The sequence below is a fragment of the Azospirillum terrae genome, from assembly GCF_053470425.1.
On sequence record NZ_JBPXMR010000001.1, the window covers coordinates 503828 to 522396 of the forward strand.

The following is an 18569-nucleotide window of genomic DNA, read 5'->3' on the forward strand; positions in this document are numbered from 1 at the left end:
ATGAGCATCCGCAAGACGCTGACCTGCACCGTCCTGGCGCTGTCGCTGGGCGCCTGCCAGCCTCCGGGCGGCGGGTTCGGCAACATGAACAGTTCCGAGACCGTGGGCACGCTGGGCGGTGCCGTGGGCGGCGCGCTGCTGGGCTCGCGCTTCGGCGGGGGTGCGGGCAAGGTGGCGACCATCGGCATCGGCACGGTGTTGGGGGCGCTGGCCGGCCGCGAGGTGTCGCGCTACATGACCGGCAACGACAGCCGCCGCGCCGCCGCTGCCGAGGAGCGCGCCATGACGAGCAACGAGCCGATCACCTGGAACAACCCGGAGACCGGCAACCGCGGCACCATTCAGCCGCAGCGCACCTACCAGAACCCCGCCGGCCAGACCTGCCGCGAGTACAGCCACACCATCTACGTGGAAGGCCGCGCCGAAACCGCGCACGGCACCGCCTGCCGGCAACCCGACGGGAGTTGGCAGCTCGTGAGTTGATTGTTCCCTCCCCCGCCCCGGGGGAGGGTTAGGGTGGGGGTAAAGTCAAGGATCCTTGCTGTCACCCTCACCCGGCCGCCTCCGGCGGCCACCCTCTCCCGGGACGGGAGAGGGTAATGTTGCTTCCATGGCACCGAACCGGCAGGATCGGCGCCATGGAAGAATCCAGCAGCATCATCCTGATCGGCTCCACCCTGCTGATCGCCAGCATCCTGACCAGCGTCGTGGCGTTGCGTTTCGGCACGCCCTTGCTGCTGATCTTTCTGGGGGTGGGCCTGCTGGCGGGCCAGGACGGCATCGGCGGCATCCCGTTCAACGACGCGCCGGGCACCTTCCTCATCGGCTCGGTGGCGCTCGCCGTCATCCTGTTCGAGAGCGGTTTCGACACCCGACTCCAGAGTTACCGCACCGCGGCGTGGCCGGCGCTGACGCTCGCCACGCTGGGGGTCGGCGTCACCACCGGCGTCATCGGCGTGGCGGCGCATTACCTGCTGGCCCTGCCCTGGTTCGAGGCGCTGCTGCTCGGCGCGGTGGTCAGCTCGACCGACGCGGCGGCGGTGTTCCTGCTGCTGCGAGTCGGCGGCATCACCATCCGCGACCGCGTGCGCTCGACGCTGGAGATCGAATCGGGCAGCAACGACCCCATGGCGATCCTGCTGACCATCGTGCTGGTCGAGGCCGCCCAGCTCGGCCACCTCGACCCGGCGGCCATGGCGCTGGAGTTCCTGCGCGAGATGGGCGGCGGCGTGCTGGGCGGGCTGGTGGGCGGCGTGCTGCTGGTGACGCTGATCAACAGCGCGCGGCTCGAATCGGGACTCAATCTGGTGGTGTCGCTGGCCATCGCGCTGTTCGTCTTCGGCGGCACAGCGGCGCTGGGCGGCAGCGGCTTTCTGGCAGTCTACGTGGCCGGGCTGGTGGCCGGCAACGTCCATTTGCGCGGCGCCCAGAACCTGCGGCGCTTCCACAGTGGCCTGACGTGGCTGAGCCAGATCGTCATGTTCGTCATGCTGGGCCTGCTCGCCACGCCCAGCGCCTTCAAGGAGATCGCCATTCCGGCGGTGGCGCTGGCCTTCCTGCTGATCCTGGCGGCGCGGCCGCTGGCGGTGTGGCTGTGCCTGCTGCCCTTCCGCTTCACCGCCAACGAGACAACCTTCGTCGGCTGGGTCGGCCTGCGCGGCGCCGTGTCCATGCTCCTGGCGCTGGTGCCCATCATGGGCGATCTGCCCGGCGGGCAGACGATCTTCAACACGGCGTTCATCGTGGTGATCGTCTCGCTGCTGGTGCAGGGCTGGACCATCGGGCCGATGGCGCGCTGGCTGCGCCTGATCGTGCCGCCACGCACCGGCCCGGTGGAGCGCGTCGAGCTGGAACTGCCCGGCGAGATCGGCCACGAGCTGGTCGCCTACACCGTTCACCCCAAAAGCGCCGTGGCGCGCGGCCAGCCGCTGCCGCGCTGGGCGCGCCCGTCGCTGGTGGTGCGCGACGGCAGCGTGGTGCCGCTGCACAAGGCGCGCCCGATTCGCGCCGGTGACCGCGTCTACATGTTCATCGCCCCCAACCGGCTGGCGTTGCTGGACAAGCTGATGGGCGGCACGCGCCCGCTCGACCAGAGCGACCGGGAATTCTACGGCGATCTGGTGCTGAGCCCCGATGCCACGGTGGAGCAGATCGCCGAGATGTACGGCCTGCCGCTGGCGTTGCAGAACGCCACCCGGTCGCTGCGGGCGCTGTTTCACCACGAGTATCCGAAGGGCTTCGAGCTGGGCGACCGGCTGCGCATGGGCGGGATCGAGCTGATCGTGCGCGACCTGGACGATGAGGGCGAGATCGCCTCGGTCGGCCTCGACCTCGATCCGGTGCCGACGAACAAGACCCGGCTGCCGCTGCTGTTGCGTCCCGGCCAGATCCGCGAGCGTATGGAGACGTGGTGGAGCCGCACGGCCTTCCGGCGCTGGCAGCAGCGGCAGAGACGGTAAGCCTCAGACCGCCGCCACGGCGTCCTGCTGCTGCCCGCGCACCATCTCGGCCAGCGCCTCGGGCATCATCGGGCGGCCGAACAGGTAACCCTGGAGCTGGTCGCAGCCGGTGGACGCCAGGAACTCGCGCTGTTCCTCCGTCTCCACTCCCTCGGCCACCGTGACGAGGCCGAGGCCGTGCGCCATGCCGACGGCGGCGCGCACCAGCGCGGCGTTGCGGCTGTTCTCCGGCACGTCAATGATAAAGGCGCGGTCGATCTTCAGCTTCGCCACCGGCAACTGCTGCACATAGCTGAGCGACGAGTAGCCGGAGCCGAAGTCGTCGATCGCCACCTGCACGCCGATGTCGGCCAGCTCGCTCAGCGTCCGCACGGCGACCTTGAGGTCGCGCACCGCCGCCTGCTCGGTGATCTCCAGTCCAAGGTGGCTGCGCAGATGGTCCTGTCCCTCCAGCAGCTCCATCAGCCGGTGGGTCAGGCTGCCGCGCAGGAACTGCTGGCCGGAGATGTTGAGGAACACCCGCTTGGGCAGCACGCCCTGCTCGTCCCACACCGCCATCTGCCGCACCACGGTGGACAGCACCCAGTCGGTGATCGGCACGATCAGGCCGCTCTCCTCGGCGACCGGGATGAACTCCACCGGCGAGATGGCGCCCAGCGTATGGTGCGTCCAGCGCAGCAACGCCTCGGCGCTGGTCACCAGACTGGTCTTGGCCTCGACGATGGGCTGGTAGACGAGGTGCAGCTCGTTGCGTTCTATGGCGTGCGCGAGGTGCATGGTCAGCAGCATGCGTCGGGTGGCTGCCGCCGCCATCTCCGGCGTGTAGAAGCACACCGCGTTGCCGCCGTTGTGCTGCACCGCCTGCAAAGCCAGCTTGGCCTTGGCGTTCAACTCCTCGACCCGCTGGACCGATTCGTCGAACACGGCGGCGCCGATGGAGACGCGCAGCCTCACCCAATGGCGGTCGGCGTAGATCGATGCCGTCAGGCGGTCGTGCAGCACGTCGGCCAGCGTGCGCGCCATCTCCAGATCGTCCACCCGCGACAGTGCCGCGAACTCGTCGGCGGCGATGCGGCAGATGTAGGTTTCCTTGGGCAGCACCTCGGTCACGCGGCTGACCAGCGCCTTCAGCGCCGCGTCGCCGACGTGGAAGCCGAACGCCTCGTTGATGTCGCTGAACTGGTCGACGTCGAGCGAATAGAGCGCGAAGCACGGTGGCCTGCCGTCCTCGCCGGTGGCGCGCGCCAGTACCGCCTCGCACTCGTCGAGGAAGGCGGTGCGGGTCAACACCCCGGTCAGCGGGTCGTGCCGCGCCAGATAGGAGGCGCGCTGCTCCGCCGCCAGCCGGTCGGAGATGTCGCGGATCATGGCGACGAAGGTGATCTCCTCGCCCATCCGCGCCTGCCCGACGCTGATGTGGATGGGGAAGACGCTGCCGTCCTTGCGCCGGCCCAGCGCCTCGCGCCCGGTGCCGATGATCTTGGGGCGTTCGGTCTTCAGATAGGTTTGGATGTAGCGGTCGTGGTCGCGCGAGAACGGCGCCGGCATCAGCACCGTCACGTTCTGGCCCAACAGGTCCGCCTCTTCATAGCCGAACTGCTGGCAGCAGGCGCTGTTGATGGTGCGGATGGCGCCGCTGCTGTCGGAGATGACGATGCCGTCCACCGCGGCGTCCAGCAGCGTCGTCACGAACGGGTCGCGGCGCAGCAGGAAGTCGGTGATGCGCTCCTCGTCGGCGATGTCCTGGAAGACCCCCAGGAAACCGGGAGCGTCACCCTCCGCACTGCTGTGTGGCACCACGCAACCGGTCAGCATGACGCGCCGCCCGTTGCGTCGCGTGGCGAGGCAATCCACCGGCACCGCAGCGCCGGTCAGCGCCGCCCTGGACATCGCTTCGGCGATGCCGCGGGCGGCAGTGTGGTCGATCTCACCCAGACGGCGGCCGACGATCTCCTCGACCGGGGCTTCCAGCAGGGCGGCGAAGCGGGGGGCCACGTGGCGGCAGAACAGGTCAGCGTCCAGGTAGACGAGCCCGAACGCCGCGTGCTCCAGGAAGCTCGACGCCAGCGAGGCAAGGAAGTCCGTTCCGCGCGGGAAGCCGGCCGCGAGCGGACCGTCCTCATTCTCGAGTTCGGCCGCGGATCGGAGTGACAAGGCCGTACCTGCTTCCAAAAAGCTGCCCGCAGTTCTAGAGAGTCCAAGGCCACAAGGCCGGGTGGCAATTATGACGGTTCTCGCATCGATTTCCAACACTTCCACCGATGTGGCCGCGGCTTTCGATGCGCAGGCGAGAAAGAAGAGTAGAAACGGGTTGCGCCCAGTCCCGATTGCCAGAGCAATAGGTACTAGGCGCTCTGGTATAGAGGAGCCGGTGGCGGGGGAGCAATGCCCGGCGCCCCACACGTTCGAAATGTCGCACCCGATAACAAAAATCCGGCCGCAGGCGTGGCAGCCCGCGGCCGGAGCCGATTGGCAGGTGTGTTAGAAGGGGATTGTTACCCAAACATATAGCAGGCGAGGCCACCCCAGCAACCCCGCGCCGGAAAGGGAGGGCAGCCGTTCCGTCAAAGTTCGAAGGGGTTGCCGGGCCGCAGTTCGGCACTGAATTGCCAGAGGCCGTCCTTCTCGTTGTAGGCGTGCAGCACGCCCGACGCGGTCATGATCTTTACGCAGAACTCCTGCCGGCTTTCCTCGGGCCGGAAACACAGCCGGCCATCGGCCGCGCGCCAGACGCCACGCACAAAGGCCCATTGCCGCCCCGTGGCGGGCGGCTTGTCCGGGAAGTCGTAGGAGGTGAAATAGCCGCCCGGCTTCATGTACCGCACCCAGCGGCGGCCCTCGCGGTTCACGGCGACCAGCGTGCTGCCGGTAACTGCCTTTTCGATCTCCGCCGCGGTCGCCGGCCTCTGGTTGCCGGCCGTCTGCGGCGCCTGCGGCCCGGCGTAGCGGTAGGCCGCGAGGTGGTCGGAGGTCCCGCAAGCCGCCAGGGCGAGCATGGCGAAGAGGGCGATGCGGCGCATGGTGCGGAACTCCTGGGAACGGCTGCGGCGAATGGCTGTGGTCAAGCCGGCAGGATGCACGGCCGACGCGTCCGGTGCAAACCCGAACATGGCCACAGCGCTTGGCCGCACCATATGCATCCCGACAAGGAGGATGCCATGCCCGACGCCATCGCCCGGCTCGACGCCGCTCGCACCACCCTCGATCAGGCACTTGCCGGCCTTGTCCCCTACCCCGAGACCGTCCGCAGGGCGTTCGAGGAACTTGTGGCCGCCAAGGTGCGCGCCATGGCCGAGGAGTCCGCCCGCGAGTTGGAGGACCGCACCCGCGACCACAACCGCCCCATCGGAGCTTGATCGACGCCTGTCCGACGACAGGCGCCGTAGGCGTCAGGCGCGGCGGCGCTGCGGATGGTCGGGCTGATCGCTGCCGTCGTCTCCATCCTCGCGCACCAGATCGGCGGCCGCACGCACCGCTTTCGACGAGATCGCCGAGATGCGCGACGCGCTGTCCAGAAAGATCCGCATCTCCTCACGCAACAGCGCGGTCTGCGCGTCGACGAGATCGTGGGGTGAGCGAGCCGCGGCGATCTTCTGAAGACCGTCCACCTGCTGCCGGGCCGCCTGCTGGGCGCGCAGTCGAGCCATTCCCGCCAGATCGCCTGGCTGGCTTCCGACAGCCTCGTACCGGCTTCCATTACCACGCTCAGGTTTTGCGAGGTGCGGCGCACTGTTCTCTGCGCTTCGGGCGTGGCCAGCGAGAATACGTTGGTGAAGCGATCGCTCACGTCCTGCATCGTCTGGCTGGCCGCTCCAAAGCTGGTTCCGGCCATGCGGCGGGCGGCTTCGCCGCCCGGCCGGTGGTCTTCGAAATGCTTGCGCTGGGAAGTGTCGTGAGCCATGGGTCAAGCCTCCTGTGCTTGTACGGGGCCAGAGGGGACGCGGGTAGCGCCCCCTCGGCAGGCTGCGGCATCAGCGTTTGCCGCGGCCGCGGTCATCGTCGGTGCGCTCGACCTCCACCTCGGTCTTGCGCGCCGTTTCGTTGATGGCTTCCTTGTGCGTCTCTACCGACTTGGAGACATTGACCTCGCCGATCAAGCGGGCGGCCTTCTGGACCTCGGCCTCTTCGACGGTTTCCTGCATTTCGATGGTTTCAGGCTTGAGCGCCTTTTCCGCCTCCTCGGGGCTGAGTTCCTCGTCCCGGTCGCGGCGCTCGATGTTCACCTTTTCCTGGCGCAGCGCGACCGTCTCGCGGACCGGCTGCTCGACCACGTTGGTGCGGATGCGCACGCCGCGCGTGGTCGCGCTTGCCCACGGAAACCTCTTCCTCGACCTCCTGAAGGCGATGCGATTCCAGGGTCTTTCCTTTCCCCTGCGAGCCGCTCTCCTCCTCGGGAGGCCGGGCGCCGTGTTGGCGCAGCACGTCCAGGGCGTGGTCGGCCTTCTCGTCGGCAACCTCGGTGGTGACGACGACCCGCCCCTGATCCAGATCAGGGCGCAGGTCCTCGATCTCGTCCTGCTCGAAGCCCAGACGCGACAAGGAGGTGTCGGCACCGCGGCCCTTGTGGACGGCGATGTCCTGATCGCGGCACCCCAGCTTGGCCAGCGCCTTGCGAACCGGTTCGATTTTGGCAGAGTCGTCGTACACCCCAATGACGATCGTCATTGTCGTTCTCCTACGCACTGATGCCTTATTCGTTGACGATGCGGAGAGCCGCCGGGTCAGGCGCTGCCATCGGGATCGGGAGGCAGCCGTTCCACGGTCGCCTCCGTGCGGCGGACAACCACCTGTTGCGGCTCGTGCCGTATGTTTTCGCGTTTGGTCAGGTGGATCTCTTCGACCACCTTCCAGCGTTTTTCCACCACCACGACCTCCTCCATGATGGAGACGATGGTGGTGTTTCCCTCGTGGCGGACCGGGACGGGAGCGTCGACCCACCGGTCGACCGCTAGTCGTTCGATATTCACACTCTCGTTGACCAGATGCTCGTCAATAGTGAACGCGTCTTCGACAGCTCTGATCGTTGCCGCAACCTTCCCGCTGACCCGCTTCTTTTTGTCCACAGTCACCGTCTCTTCCGCGATCGGAAGGCTAACACCTGTGAGTTCCTGGTCTGTGGCCATAAATCATTTCCCGTTTGCCACTGCCGTAGCATCCCAACAGGTCCCCTTGGGGGCGGTTCCGCTGTGCGGCATAAATATGCTGCGCCGCAAATTGGGGAGCCGAATGCCCTTCCGAACGGATGAAAACCCAATTCGGACAAGGGCTTGCGCCCACAACCGCGGCGGGATGCCGGCGGCGGACAAGGATTACCGGGGTGGCCCGAGCCATGGGGAGGGAGTGGTGATCCGGGTGGGACTCGAACCCACGACCACATGATTAAAAGTCACGTGCTCTACCGTCTGAGCTACCGGATCAGCTCTGCATCGGCCTTCATGGCCGGGAGGGCGGCACCATAGGGGGATGGGGCGGTCCGGTCAACCGCAGGAGTGAAGCTGGAGCGCTTCCTTCCCCGATCAACCGCCAATCGACCGCGCCGGCCTCACTGTTTCAGCGTCTGCACCCGCTTCGAGGTGTCGTTGTCCAGCGCGAAACGCTCGCCCAGATGCTTGGTGACGCGCGGGCTGACGAAGGTGCTGATGTCGCCGCCCAGCCGCCCGATCTCCTTCACGAAGCGCGACGAGATGAACTGGTGGCGCTCGGAGGCCATCAGGAACATCGTCTCGATCTTCGGGTTGAGGCGCGCGTTCATACCCGCCATCTGGAACTCGTACTCGAAATCCGACACCGCCCGCAGGCCGCGGATGATGACCGACGCGTTGTTCTCGATGGCGAAGTGCATCAACAACGTGTCGAAAGCCCGCACCTCGACGGTGCAGCCGTTCGTCTCCAGCGCCGTCACCTCCTCGCGGACCATCTGAAGCCGCTCGTCGGTGGAGAACAGCGGGCCTTTGCCGGCGTTGCGGGCGACGCCCACGACCAGAGTATCGACCAACCGCGAGGCACGCTGGATGATGTCCAGGTGCCCGTTGGTGATCGGGTCGAAGGTGCCGGGATAGACTCCGATACGCCGCTTGGACATGAATGCTTCCTTCCGCCTCGATCAGTCCGTGGTGGCTTCCGGGCCGCTATGCTCCCCAGCACCGTTCTCACCGGCCTCGTCGACAGACGGGCCGAGGTTTTCTCCGTTGGCGCCGTTCTCCTCCTCCGCGATGGAGGCGACGGAGACGACACGCTCTTCGGCGTCCACACGGAACAGCGTGACGCCCAGCGTCTTGCGGCCGGCGACGCGCACGTCGTGGATCGGCATGCGGATGACCTGCCCGCCGTTGGTGACCATCATCACCTGATGCGATTCCTCGACCGGGAACGCGGCCACGACGGCGCCGTTGCGCTCGCCCATCTCCATGTTCCAGATGCCCAGCCCGCCACGGCCGGCGATGCGGTACTCGTAGGACGAGGTCCGCTTGCCGAACCCGCGCTCCGACACCGTGAGGATGAACTCCTCCTGCCGCTTCAGCTCCTCATAGCGCTCGGGCGTCAGGACGACCGTCTCGTCCGCCACGTCCTCCGCCTCGGGCGCGGCATCGCCGACCATGTCCAGCCCCTCTTCGCGCTTGCGCTTGAAGTAGGCGGCGCGCTCGCCGGGCGAAGCCTCAACGTGGCGCAGCATGGACATGGAGATGACCTCGTCGCCGTCCGCCAGACGGATGCCGCGCACGCCGGTCGACGTGCGGCCGGCGAAGACGCGCACATCCGACATCGGGAAGCGGATGCACTTGCCGAGGTGCGTCGCCAGCAGGACGTCGTCCTCCTCCGAGCAGGTGCGCACGGCGATCAGCCGCTCGCCTTCCTCCTCCAGCTTCATGGCGATCAAGCCGTTGGAGCGGATGTTCTGGAAGTCCGACAGCTTGTTGCGCCGCACGCCGCCCTTGGAGGTGGCGAACATGACGTGCAACTCGCTCCAGGTCGCCTCGTCCTCCGGCATCGGCATGACGGTGGAGATGGTCTCCCCGTCCTCCAGCGGCAGCAGGTTGACGAACGCCTTGCCGCGGCTCTGCGGGTTGCCGAGCGGCAGGCGGTAGACCTTCAGCTTGTAGACGACGCCCCTGGTCGAGAACAGCAAGAGCGGTGTGTGCGTGTTGACCACGAACAGGTCGGCGACCGCATCCTCCGCCTTGGTGCTCATGCCCGAGCGGCCCTTGCCGCCGCGCTTCTGCGCGCGGTAGGTGCTGAGCGGCGTGCGCTTGACGTAGCCGGACTGGCTGACGGTGACGACCATGTCCTCGCGCTGGATCAGATCCTCGATGTCGGATTCGAACTCCAGTTCCAGCAGCTCGGTGCGGCGCGGAGTGCCGAAGCGCTCCTTCATCTCAACCAGCTCGTCGCGCAGAATGCCCAGCAGCTTGGCGCGATTCGCCAGCGTCTCCAGGTAATCGGCGATCTGGTCAGTGACTTCCTTCAGCTCGGCGCCGATCTTGTCGCGCTCCAGCCCGGTCAGGCGGTGCAGGCGCAGTTCCAGGATGGCGCGGGCCTGATCATCGGACAGACGGTAGGTGCCGGCCTCGGACACGCCGCGGTCCGGCTCGTCGATCAGTTGGATCAGCGGGGCGACGTCGCGCGCCGGCCACTCGCGGGTGGTGATCTGCTCGCGCGCCGTCGCCGGATCGGGGGCGCGGCGGATCAGCGCGATCATCTCGTCAAGGTTGGCGACCGCGACCGCCAAGCCCACCAAGGTGTGGGCGCGCTCGCGCGCCTTGCCCAGCAGGTACTCGGTGCGCCGGGTGATGACCTGCTCGCGGAAGCGGACGAAGGCGCCGATGATGTCCTTGAGGTTCAGCAGCTCCGGCCGGCCGCCGTTCAGCGCCAGCATGTTGACGCCGAACGACGTCTGCAGCTGGGTGTGGCGGAACAGCTGGGCCAGGACCACGTCGGGCACGGCGTCGCGCTTCAGCTCGACCACCACGCGCACGCCGTCGCGGTCGGATTCGTCGCGCAGGTCGGAGATGCCCTCGATGATCTTGTCGTTGACCACCTCGCCGATGCGTTCCATCAGCTTGGACTTGTTGACCTGGTACGGGATCTCCGTCGCCACGATGGCGAGGCGGTCCTTGCGGATCTCCTCGATCTCGGTCTTGGCGCGCAGGATGATCGAGCCGCGCCCGGTCTGCAGCGCCGAGCGGCTGCCCGAACGGCCGAGGATCTGCCCGCCGGTCGGGAAATCCGGGCCGGGGACGATCTCCATCAGCTCGTCGAGCGTGATGTCGGTGTTGTCGATGTAGGCGCAGCAGGCGTCGATCACCTCGCCCAGATTGTGGGGCGGGATGTTGGTCGCCATGCCCACGGCGATGCCGCCGGCGCCGTTCACCAGCAGGTTCGGGAAGCGCGCCGGGACGACCAGCGGCTCGCGACCCGAATCGTCGTAGTTCGGCCCGAAATCGACGGTGTCCTTGTCGATGTCGTCGAGCAGCGATTCGGCCGCCTTGGCCAGCCGCGCCTCGGTGTAGCGCATGGCCGCCGCCGGGTCGCCGTCCATGGAGCCGAAGTTGCCCTGCCCGTCGATCAGCGGCAGGCGCATGGAGAAGTCCTGCGCCATGCGGACCATGGCGTCGTAGATCGCCGAGTCGCCGTGCGGGTGATATTTACCCATCACGTCGCCGACGATGCGCGCGGACTTCTTGTAAGGCTTGGTCGAGTCGTATCCGCCCTCCTTCATCGCGTAGAGGATGCGGCGGTGCACGGGCTTGAGCCCATCGCGCACGTCGGGCAGCGCCCGGCTCACGATCACGCTCATGGCGTAATCGAGGTAGGAGCGGCGCATCTCGTCTTCGATGGTGACGGGCGCGATGTCGGAGGCGGGGGCCGGGGGCAGCGGGGTCGTGCTCAAGGAGCGGAACTCGTGAATCGGGACAAGGAAACGCACAGGCGAAACGCGCCGGGCCAGCCTATGCCGACCGCCCGTCGCTACGCACTAAATATATAGTAATCCCTAGCAGCTTTCGCATGTGCACACAACGGCATGGCGCCCAAAAACAATCAGCGACGGCGCGGCACCGTTCCGGGCGCGCGGTGCGGAACCAACCCGGCGGGCATGGCGTTGACAAGGGACCATATCCGATGAGGAGTGAGGCACATGACGCGCAGCATCCGCTTCCCGCTCACGCAGATCATGCTGTTCAGCATCCTGCTGTCGTCGGCAGCATTGCTCAGCGGCTGCAACACGGTCGAGGGGGCCGGGCAGGACATGAAGGCCGGCGGCCGGGCCATCGAACGCTCCGCCCAGTAAGGCGGCGCCCCATGGCCGATCCCCAGACCCCCGAAGTGCCGCCTCCCGCCGGCCCGAAATCACCTTCGCCGGACCGTCCGGCGCCGAAGCCGTCCCAGCCGCGCGTGGACCCGAACCCCGAGACCCCGCCGGAGTTCACGCCGCCTGCGGACGAGCCCATGCCCGGCACGCCAAGGCCGTTCACGGCCTGAGCCCCCGACCCGCCACAAGAAAGCGGAGCTGCGGCAGCCCTGCCCGGCTCCGTTTTCATTTCCGGCAGAACGCTCCGGGACGCCGCCTGTTGGAAGGGCACCCAACCACCACGAAAAAGGGTACGGCGATGGCAGACCTCCAGCAGATCCTCGGCACCATGCTGGCGACCGGCATGGGCGGGCGCAGCGGCCTCAACACCGACCACATCGGCTCGGTGCTCGGCGGTTCCGGCATGATGGGCATGAGCGACGGCGGGGGCGGCCCGAGCTTCAAACAGACCGCGGGGCTGGCGGCGCTGGGCTACCTCGCGTATCGCGCTTTCCAGGAACGCCAGCAGAACCAGGCGCGGGCCGGTGGCGACGCCCCGAATGCCGGCAGCAGCCCGTGGGGCGGCACGCAGAGCGGCCAGACCGGCGCCCAATCCGGTGGCATCCTGGGCAGCATCTTCGGCGGCGGGGGCTCGCTGGTGGACCGCCTGTCGAACGTCCTGCAAAACCGCGCGGCGCAAACACCGGCACCGGCCAGCGGCGGCGAGGGCGCCTTCCCGGCGCTCGCCATGGAGGACCAGCAGGCGCTGCTGCTGATCCGCGCCATGATCACCGCCGCCAACGCCGACGGCGTGGTCAGCCCCGAGGAGCGGCAGGGCGTCCTCTCCGCCCTGGACGAGGCCGGCGCCGGCCCGGAGGAGCGGCGCATGGTCGAGCACGAGCTGGACCACCCGCAGCCGGTCGATACGCTGATCCAGCAGGTTGGCGACCCGCAGACCGCCGAGCAGGTCTACATGGCTTCGGTCATGGCGGTGGCGGACGCGTCGGAGGCGGAGCGCTCGTACCTCCAGTACCTCGCGGCGCGGCTCAACATCGACCCGCAGCGCATCCAGCAGATCCACCGGGCGGCATGATGCCGGACACACTGGAGAGGACGCGGCGCGCCGTCGTGACGTTCGACAAGGCCGTGCGCCACCGGGTGGTGCCGGCCTGCGGCCCACGGACCGTAACAGCTGCCGCCGTCCTCGCCGCGCTGACCTCGCGATTCGTGCTGATTCCGGTAGCGGCGGCTGCGTGGACACTGGGGAGCGCCCGCGGACGTGACCGTCTGGCGGCCGGCGGCCGGGCCGTCGTCACGGCGCTGGCCGCCGAAATGGCCGCGGCGACCGCGTTGAAGATGACGGCGCGGCGTCGCCGCCCGCCCCGAGCGGGACAGCGTTCCGACACCCGCTCCATGCCTTCCGGGCACACGGCGAACGTCGCAGCCGCCGCCACGGCGCTGGCCACAGTGACGGAAAGCGACACGGTGCTGGCGGCCGGCATGGTTCTGGCCGCGATCACCGCGGCCAGCCGTGTCGTCGCCAACCGGCACTGGGCGTCGGATGGAGCGGCCGGTCTGCTGCTGGGCTACGCGTCGGCCAAGCTGGTCGAGCACACGCTCCACCGCCGGCCATAAAAAATGCGGGGCACGAGAGCCCCGCATTCCTTCGATCCACCGTTCGTCAGAACGGGATCTCGTCGTCCAGATCGTCGTGGCGCGGCGGAGCGCTGCCGCCGCCACCGGCGGGACCACGACCACCGCCGCCCCCACCATAGCCACCACCACCGCCGGAACCGCCGCCGCGCGACTCGTACCCGCCGCCGCCGCCACCGTAGCCGCCACCACCGCCCTCGCCTTCACGCGCACCGCCCATGAAGTCGATTTCGTTGACGCGCACGGACATCTGCGCACCGCGGGTGCCGTCGCGCTTCTCGTACTCGCGCAACTGCACCTCACCGGAGATGACCACGCCCTTGCCCTTGGTCAGGTGCGGAGCCAGCGACTCCGCACGGCGCCCCCAGATCGAGCAGTCCACCCACTGCGTCGTCTTGCGCTCGCCGAAGCCGACGTCGTTGGCGACGCGGAAGCCCAGCACCTTCTCGCCGCTCTGCGTGGTGCGAAGCTCACCATCCGCACCGAGCCGCCCCGTAAACGTCCACACATTCATTGCCTGAGGTCTCCTGACGCGCGTGTCCCGACACCCTTTCCGGCCCGATCGGCCACCCCGCGGCGGGGCGTCCGGATGTCGAGGGTTCCTGTTCGCAGGGCCGGTTCGTTGAGCATTTTTCAGCCGCCGCACCGCCCGCCCGTCGCCGCAACCAAGCACGAGCAGAGCCGCGCGGTCAACCGCCGCCTGGAACCTTCCCGCACCCCGGCCGAAACCACGCACCCGCCTCGCCGGCAAGAACGTTCCAAGAACAAATATAGCAGAGCGGTGGGGCATTGCAAACCGCTTCTTGCGCCACGGGTAGCAATTTCCCCCTACCCCGCACATATCAGGGCGACCCGATTCCGGGTGGCATTCCCTACGGCTTTCGGCTAAGAACACTCCATGAACAAGTTCATCAGCGTCCGCGGCGCTCGCGAGCACAACCTCAAGAACGTCGACGTCGATCTTCCGCGCGACCAGTTGGTGGTCATCACCGGCCTGTCCGGCTCGGGCAAGTCGTCGCTGGCGTTCGACACCATCTACGCCGAGGGCCAGCGCCGCTACGTCGAGAGCCTGTCCGCCTACGCGCGCCAGTTCCTGGAGCTGATGCAGAAGCCCGACGTCGATTCGATCGAGGGGCTGTCGCCGGCCATCTCCATCGAGCAGAAGACGACGTCGAAGAACCCGCGCTCCACAGTCGGCACGGTAACGGAGATCTACGACTACATGCGCCTCTTGTGGGCGCGCGTCGGCATTCCCTACTCGCCCGCCACCGGCCTGCCCATCGAGAGCCAGACCGTCAGCCAGATGGTCGACCGCATCCTGGAGATGCCGGAGGGCACGCGCCTGCTGCTGCTCGCCCCGTTCGTGCGCGGCCGCAAGGGCGAGTACAGGAAGGAGATCCAAGACCTGCGCAAGCGCGGCTTCCAGCGCGTGCGCGTCGATGGCGAGATGCACGAGATCGATTCGGTCCCGGCGCTGAACAAGAAGCTCAAGCACGACATCGAGGTGGTGGTCGACCGCATCGTCGTGCGCGACGGCCTGGGCACCCGGCTCGCCGATTCGCTGGAGACGGCGCTGAACCTCGCCGACGGCATCGTCTTCGTCGAGAACGCCGACACCCACGAGCAGACCGTGTTCTCGCAGAAGTTCGCCTGCCCGGTGTCCGGCTTCACCATCCCGGAGATCGAGCCGCGGCTGTTCTCGTTCAACAACCCGTTCGGCGCCTGCCCGGCCTGCGACGGCCTGGGCTCGAAGATCTACTTCGACCCGATGCTGGTGGTGCCGGACGAGCGGCTGTCGCTCGCCAAGGGCGCGGTGGCGCCGTGGGCCGGCTCGTCGTCGAAGTACTACGAGCAGACGCTGGTCAGCATCTGCCAGCACTTCGATGTGGACATGAAGACGCCCTGGTCGGATCTGCCGGAGGATGTGCGCGCGCTGATCCTGTTCGGCTCCAAGGGCAAGCCGATCACCATGACCTACGACGACGGCCTGCGCAGCTATCAGACGCACAAGGCCTTCGAGGGCATCGTCAACAACCTGGAGCGCCGCTACAAGGAAACCGACAGCGCCTGGATGCGCGAGGAGCTGTCCAAGTACCAATCGGCGCAGCCCTGCGAAGCCTGCAAGGGCGCCCGCCTCAAGCCCGAGGCGCTGGCGGTCAAGGTCGCCGGCCAGCACATCTCCGAAGTGACGGAACTGGCGATCTCCGACGCCGGCCGCTGGTTTGCCGGCCTCAACGAGCATTTGCGCCCCAAGGACCGCGAGATCGCCTATCGCATCCTCAAGGAGATCAACGAGCGCCTCGGCTTCCTCAACGCCGTGGGCCTCGAATATCTGACGCTCAGCCGCGGTTCCGGCTCGCTGTCCGGCGGTGAGAGCCAGCGCATCCGCCTGGCCTCGCAGATCGGCTCGGGCCTGACCGGCGTGCTGTACGTGCTGGACGAGCCCTCCATCGGTCTGCACCAGCGCGACAACGACCGGCTGCTCGGCACGCTCAAGAGGCTGCGCGACATCGGCAACACCGTCATCGTGGTCGAGCACGACGAGGACGCCATCCGCACCGCCGACTATCTGGTGGACATGGGGCCGGGCGCCGGCTCGCACGGCGGCGCTGTGATCGCCCACGGCACGCCGGCCGAGGTGCAGGCGAATCCCGACAGCATCACCGCCGCCTACCTGAACGGCACCCGCGCCATTCCCGTCCCCGACCGCCGGCGGCCGGGCCATAAGGGTCAGTTCCTCGAAGTGATCGGCGCCCGCGCCAACAATTTGCAGAATGTCAACGCCAAGGTCCCACTGGGCACCTTCACCTGCGTGACGGGGGTGTCCGGCGGCGGCAAGTCGACGCTGGTGGTGGAGACGCTGTACAAGGCCGTCGCCCGCCGCCTGATGGGTGCTCGCGAGCACCCGGCCGAGCACGACGACGTGCGCGGGCTGGAGCATCTCGATAAGGTCATCGACATCGACCAGTCGCCCATCGGCCGCACGCCGCGCTCCAACCCGGCGACGTATACGGGTGCCTTCACGCCGATCCGCGACTGGTTCGCCGGCCTGCCGGAATCCAAGGCGCGCGGCTACGGCCCCGGCCGCTTCTCGTTCAACGTCAAGGGCGGGCGCTGCGAGGCCTGCCAGGGCGACGGCGTCATCAAGATCGAGATGCACTTCCTGCCGGACGTCTACGTCACCTGCGACGTCTGTCACGGCAAGCGCTACAACCGCGAGACGCTGGACGTGCTCTACCGCGACAAGTCCATCGCCGACGTGCTGGACATGACGGTCGAGGAAGGGGCGGAATTCTTCAAGGCGGTGCCAGGCATCCGCGACAAGATGGACACCTTGCAGCGCGTCGGCCTCGGCTACATCCACATCGGCCAGCCGGCGACCACGCTGTCCGGCGGCGAGGCGCAGCGCGTCAAGCTGTCGAAGGAACTGAGCCGGCGCGCCACCGGCCGCACGCTCTACATCCTCGACGAGCCGACGACGGGCCTGCACTTCGCCGACGTTGAGAAGCTGCTGGAGGTGCTGCATGCGCTGGTGGACCAGGGCAACACCGTTCTGGTGATCGAGCACAATCTGGAGGTCATCAAGACCTCGGACTGGATCATCGACCTTGGCCCGGAGGGCGGCACCGGCGGCGGCGAGATCGTCGCGGCCGGCACGCCGGAGGACGTGGCGCGCGTTCCGCGCAGCTACACCGGGCAGTATCTTGCGCCGTACCTCAAGGAGCGGGTGAAGACCCGAAAGAGGGCGTAAGGAAACAAACGTACGGGTTCCCGTGTTTTTGTGGCATTCGCAACGAAACTGAGGGGAGCCTCATGAAGACCGCTCTGACCCTGGCCTTCGCCGCCGGTGCCGCCCTGCTCGCGTCGGCCTGCACCTACGTCGAGCGCCAGCCCGCAACCGTGGCGGTGCCGACGCCGCCGGTGACCAGCCAGACCACCACCACGACCACGGCGCCCAACACGCCCATGGCCGGCTCGTCCACCACGGTGGTCCCGGCGCCGGGCCAAGTCATCGAAAACAGGACCACGACGACCCGCACCTACTGATCCGTGGCGCTCGGCCCCCCGGCGCAAGCGGGGGGCCGAGGAAACAAACGTCCCGCTTGCGGTGTTGACGCGCCATTGGTCCAATTTCGTGTGGAGGAACCACGATGGCGCGCCCCCTGACCGGCCTTGCCCTGGCGCTCGGTGCCACCCTGCTCGTTGCCGCCTGCGGCTCGGACGACACCACGACCCGCTCGAGCACCACAACGACCACCACGACCGCACCGAGCGCCGGCTCGTCCACCGTCGTCACCCCGGCGCCGGGCTCCGGCACGACGATCGAGCGCAACACGACCACGCGCACCTACTGATCGGCCGCTCACAGATCCGCGATCCCGGCCCCTCCTTCGCGGAGGGGCCGTCTTCGTTTCCTGGCGCGATCCGTGCTAGGATGCCCCCATGCTGAACCCCGTCCGTCAACGCGCCTTGGAAAAGATCCGGCGCATCGTCTTCGACCGGCTTGCCGGACACCCGGCGCGCGTCTATCTGTTCGGCTCCTGTGCGCGGGGTGATGCGCAGCGGTGGAGCGACATCGACATCGCCATCGAACCGCTGGAGCCGCTGCCGCCGGGAGTGCGCTCGGACATCGAGGAAGACCTCGAAGAGAGCACGGTTCCCTATTTCGTCGATGTCGTAGATCTGTCCACGGCTCGACCGGAGTTCCGCGACGAAGTGAAACGCGAAGGCATCGAATGGACCCGGTAGAGCGCAAACTGGACAACGCGGAGCAAGCGCTGCGGCGGTTCCAGGAGGTCCTCGCGCGGCCCGCCGACGAAATGGTCCGGGATTCTGCCATCCTGCGCTTCACATTGTCCGTCGAAACGGCGTGGAAAGCGGCCCGCACCGTCATCGTCAGCCGCAACGGGTCGGAGAAGCTGACCTCGGCCAGCCCGAAGCCCATTGTCCGCGAGAGCCAGATTGCCGGTCTGCTGACCGAGGCTGAAGCCGAAGCTGCGCTTGAGATGATGGACGACCGCAATCTGACCATCCACACCTACGACCAGGAGAAGGCCAATGAGCTGTTCTCCCGTCTGCCGGCCCACGCCAAACTCATCGAGGCTTGGTTGAAGGCCATGCGTGCGGTCCTCTCGGGCCGCTGACGTCACCCATTTACGACTGGTTCCTCT

The 18569-nt window shown here is 67.7% G+C and carries 21 protein-coding genes and 1 tRNA gene; 13 read left to right on the forward strand and 9 right to left on the reverse strand.

Annotated features, from left to right (window positions below):
* Together ACSVDD_RS02325 and ACSVDD_RS02330 are read left to right on the forward strand one after the other, a co-directional pair.
* Complete coding sequence (locus ACSVDD_RS02325; protein WP_448187674.1) at positions 1-483, forward strand: RT0821/Lpp0805 family surface protein; 483 nt, start codon at positions 1-3, stop codon at positions 481-483.
* A gap of 155 nt (positions 484-638) precedes the next feature.
* Positions 639-2459: a potassium/proton antiporter gene (locus ACSVDD_RS02330; protein WP_448187675.1), complete on the forward strand. Its 1821-nt coding sequence runs from the start codon at positions 639-641 to the stop codon at positions 2457-2459.
* A gap of 3 nt (positions 2460-2462) precedes the next feature.
* Here ACSVDD_RS02330 and ACSVDD_RS02335 read toward each other — a convergent pair whose 3' ends face one another.
* Positions 2463-4613 (reverse strand): putative bifunctional diguanylate cyclase/phosphodiesterase, encoded by a 2151-nt coding sequence (locus ACSVDD_RS02335; RefSeq protein WP_448187676.1) that lies wholly within the window; start codon positions 4611-4613, stop codon positions 2463-2465.
* A gap of 410 nt (positions 4614-5023) precedes the next feature.
* On the reverse strand, positions 5024-5479 hold the full coding sequence (locus tag ACSVDD_RS02340; protein WP_448187677.1) for a hypothetical protein: 456 nt from the start codon (positions 5477-5479) through the stop codon (positions 5024-5026).
* A 138-nt stretch (positions 5480-5617) separates the two neighbouring features.
* On the opposite strand from ACSVDD_RS02340, the gene ACSVDD_RS02345 reads away from it, so the two are divergent.
* Positions 5618-5815, forward strand: coding sequence for a hypothetical protein (locus ACSVDD_RS02345; protein WP_448187678.1), 198 nt, complete (start codon positions 5618-5620; stop codon positions 5813-5815).
* 33 nt (positions 5816-5848) lie between these two features.
* On the opposite strand, the gene ACSVDD_RS02350 is transcribed toward ACSVDD_RS02345, so the two are convergent.
* The gene (locus ACSVDD_RS02350) at positions 5849-6106 is read right to left on the reverse strand and encodes a phasin family protein (protein ID WP_448187679.1); all 258 of its coding nucleotides are present in this window, start codon (positions 6104-6106) and stop codon (positions 5849-5851) included.
* A gap of 324 nt (positions 6107-6430) precedes the next feature.
* Positions 6431-6748 carry a DUF2382 domain-containing protein gene (locus ACSVDD_RS02355; RefSeq protein ID WP_448187680.1) on the reverse strand — a complete coding sequence of 106 codons (318 nt, stop codon included), beginning with the start codon at positions 6746-6748 and terminating at the stop codon, positions 6431-6433.
* Between ACSVDD_RS02355 and ACSVDD_RS02360 the strand changes: the two genes are divergently transcribed.
* Positions 6741-7145: a hypothetical protein gene (locus tag ACSVDD_RS02360; RefSeq protein ID WP_448187681.1), complete on the forward strand. Its 405-nt coding sequence runs from the start codon at positions 6741-6743 to the stop codon at positions 7143-7145. The two genes, ACSVDD_RS02355 and ACSVDD_RS02360, sit on opposite strands and share 8 nt — an antisense overlap.
* A 35-nt stretch (positions 7146-7180) precedes the next feature.
* Here ACSVDD_RS02360 and ACSVDD_RS02365 read toward each other — a convergent pair whose 3' ends face one another.
* The 4 genes from ACSVDD_RS02365 to gyrA form a co-directional block, all read right to left on the reverse strand.
* The gene (locus ACSVDD_RS02365) at positions 7181-7582 is read right to left on the reverse strand and encodes a YsnF/AvaK domain-containing protein (RefSeq protein ID WP_448187682.1); all 402 of its coding nucleotides are present in this window, start codon (positions 7580-7582) and stop codon (positions 7181-7183) included.
* Positions 7583-7800: 218 nt separating this feature from the next.
* Positions 7801-7876 (reverse strand) — tRNA-Lys (locus ACSVDD_RS02370).
* A 125-nt stretch (positions 7877-8001) separates the two neighbouring features.
* Positions 8002-8541: a pantetheine-phosphate adenylyltransferase gene (gene coaD, locus ACSVDD_RS02375; protein ID WP_448187683.1), complete on the reverse strand. Its 540-nt coding sequence runs from the start codon at positions 8539-8541 to the stop codon at positions 8002-8004.
* A 21-nt stretch (positions 8542-8562) separates the two neighbouring features.
* Positions 8563-11346 (reverse strand): DNA gyrase subunit A, encoded by a 2784-nt coding sequence (gene gyrA, locus ACSVDD_RS02380; RefSeq protein WP_448187684.1) that lies wholly within the window; start codon positions 11344-11346, stop codon positions 8563-8565.
* 246 nt (positions 11347-11592) lie between these two features.
* Here gyrA and ACSVDD_RS02385 point away from each other — a divergent pair, with 246 nt between their 5' ends.
* The 4 genes from ACSVDD_RS02385 (at position 11593) to ACSVDD_RS02400 (ending at position 13380) form a co-directional block, all read left to right on the forward strand.
* A complete protein-coding gene (locus ACSVDD_RS02385) occupies positions 11593-11745 on the forward strand; it encodes an entericidin A/B family lipoprotein (RefSeq protein ID WP_448187685.1) in 153 nt (50 codons plus the stop codon).
* An 11-nt stretch (positions 11746-11756) separates the two neighbouring features.
* Positions 11757-11936: a hypothetical protein gene (locus ACSVDD_RS02390; RefSeq protein WP_448187686.1), complete on the forward strand. Its 180-nt coding sequence runs from the start codon at positions 11757-11759 to the stop codon at positions 11934-11936.
* Positions 11937-12064: 128 nt separating this feature from the next.
* Positions 12065-12838: a tellurite resistance TerB family protein gene (locus ACSVDD_RS02395; protein ID WP_448187687.1), complete on the forward strand. Its 774-nt coding sequence runs from the start codon at positions 12065-12067 to the stop codon at positions 12836-12838.
* Entirely contained in the window at positions 12835-13380 is a 546-nt protein-coding gene (locus ACSVDD_RS02400) for a phosphatase PAP2 family protein (protein ID WP_448187688.1), read from the forward strand. The genes ACSVDD_RS02395 and ACSVDD_RS02400 overlap by 4 nt, the downstream gene beginning before the upstream one ends.
* A gap of 46 nt (positions 13381-13426) precedes the next feature.
* On the opposite strand, the gene ACSVDD_RS02405 is transcribed toward ACSVDD_RS02400, so the two are convergent.
* Positions 13427-13912 (reverse strand): single-stranded DNA-binding protein, encoded by a 486-nt coding sequence (locus ACSVDD_RS02405; RefSeq protein WP_448187689.1) that lies wholly within the window; start codon positions 13910-13912, stop codon positions 13427-13429.
* Between the two features lie 384 nt (positions 13913-14296).
* On the opposite strand from ACSVDD_RS02405, the gene uvrA reads away from it, so the two are divergent.
* The 5 genes from uvrA to ACSVDD_RS02430 all read left to right on the forward strand — a co-directional run bounded on the left by uvrA (position 14297) and on the right by ACSVDD_RS02430 (position 18542).
* Positions 14297-17149 (forward strand): excinuclease ABC subunit UvrA, encoded by a 2853-nt coding sequence (gene uvrA, locus ACSVDD_RS02410; protein WP_448187690.1) that lies wholly within the window; start codon positions 14297-14299, stop codon positions 17147-17149.
* Between the two features lie 62 nt (positions 17150-17211).
* Positions 17212-17445, forward strand: coding sequence for a hypothetical protein (locus tag ACSVDD_RS02415; RefSeq protein WP_448187691.1), 234 nt, complete (start codon positions 17212-17214; stop codon positions 17443-17445).
* Between the two features lie 104 nt (positions 17446-17549).
* A complete protein-coding gene (locus ACSVDD_RS02420; protein ID WP_448187692.1) occupies positions 17550-17753 on the forward strand; it encodes a hypothetical protein in 204 nt (67 codons plus the stop codon).
* An 88-nt stretch (positions 17754-17841) separates the two neighbouring features.
* The gene (locus ACSVDD_RS02425) at positions 17842-18147 is read left to right on the forward strand and encodes a nucleotidyltransferase family protein (RefSeq protein WP_448187693.1); all 306 of its coding nucleotides are present in this window, start codon (positions 17842-17844) and stop codon (positions 18145-18147) included.
* Positions 18135-18542, forward strand: a complete 408-nt coding sequence (locus tag ACSVDD_RS02430; RefSeq protein WP_448187694.1) for a nucleotidyltransferase substrate binding protein — start codon at positions 18135-18137, stop codon at positions 18540-18542. Before ACSVDD_RS02425 ends, ACSVDD_RS02430 begins: the two co-directional genes overlap by 13 nt.
* The last annotated feature ends 27 nt before the right edge of the window (positions 18543-18569 follow it).

Coding starts and splice junctions, on each gene's coding strand:
- ACSVDD_RS02325 (WP_448187674.1), top strand. CDS start 1: ATGAGCATCCGCAAGACGCTGACCTGCACCGTCCTGGCGCTGTCGCTG.
- ACSVDD_RS02330 (WP_448187675.1), top strand. CDS start 639: ATGGAAGAATCCAGCAGCATCATCCTGATCGGCTCCACCCTGCTGATC.
- ACSVDD_RS02340 (WP_448187677.1), bottom strand. CDS start 5,479: ATGCGCCGCATCGCCCTCTTCGCCATGCTCGCCCTGGCGGCTTGCGGG.
- ACSVDD_RS02345 (WP_448187678.1), top strand. CDS start 5,618: ATGCCCGACGCCATCGCCCGGCTCGACGCCGCTCGCACCACCCTCGAT.
- ACSVDD_RS02350 (WP_448187679.1), bottom strand. CDS start 6,106: ATGGCTCGACTGCGCGCCCAGCAGGCGGCCCGGCAGCAGGTGGACGGT.
- ACSVDD_RS02360 (WP_448187681.1), top strand. CDS start 6,741: ATGCGCACGCCGCGCGTGGTCGCGCTTGCCCACGGAAACCTCTTCCTC.
- ACSVDD_RS02365 (WP_448187682.1), bottom strand. CDS start 7,582: ATGGCCACAGACCAGGAACTCACAGGTGTTAGCCTTCCGATCGCGGAA.
- coaD (WP_448187683.1), bottom strand. CDS start 8,541: ATGTCCAAGCGGCGTATCGGAGTCTATCCCGGCACCTTCGACCCGATC.
- ACSVDD_RS02385 (WP_448187685.1), top strand. CDS start 11,593: ATGACGCGCAGCATCCGCTTCCCGCTCACGCAGATCATGCTGTTCAGC.
- ACSVDD_RS02390 (WP_448187686.1), top strand. CDS start 11,757: ATGGCCGATCCCCAGACCCCCGAAGTGCCGCCTCCCGCCGGCCCGAAA.
- ACSVDD_RS02395 (WP_448187687.1), top strand. CDS start 12,065: ATGGCAGACCTCCAGCAGATCCTCGGCACCATGCTGGCGACCGGCATG.
- ACSVDD_RS02400 (WP_448187688.1), top strand. CDS start 12,835: ATGATGCCGGACACACTGGAGAGGACGCGGCGCGCCGTCGTGACGTTC.
- ACSVDD_RS02405 (WP_448187689.1), bottom strand. CDS start 13,912: ATGAATGTGTGGACGTTTACGGGGCGGCTCGGTGCGGATGGTGAGCTT.
- uvrA (WP_448187690.1), top strand. CDS start 14,297: ATGAACAAGTTCATCAGCGTCCGCGGCGCTCGCGAGCACAACCTCAAG.
- ACSVDD_RS02415 (WP_448187691.1), top strand. CDS start 17,212: ATGAAGACCGCTCTGACCCTGGCCTTCGCCGCCGGTGCCGCCCTGCTC.
- ACSVDD_RS02420 (WP_448187692.1), top strand. CDS start 17,550: ATGGCGCGCCCCCTGACCGGCCTTGCCCTGGCGCTCGGTGCCACCCTG.
- ACSVDD_RS02425 (WP_448187693.1), top strand. CDS start 17,842: ATGCTGAACCCCGTCCGTCAACGCGCCTTGGAAAAGATCCGGCGCATC.
- ACSVDD_RS02430 (WP_448187694.1), top strand. CDS start 18,135: ATGGACCCGGTAGAGCGCAAACTGGACAACGCGGAGCAAGCGCTGCGG.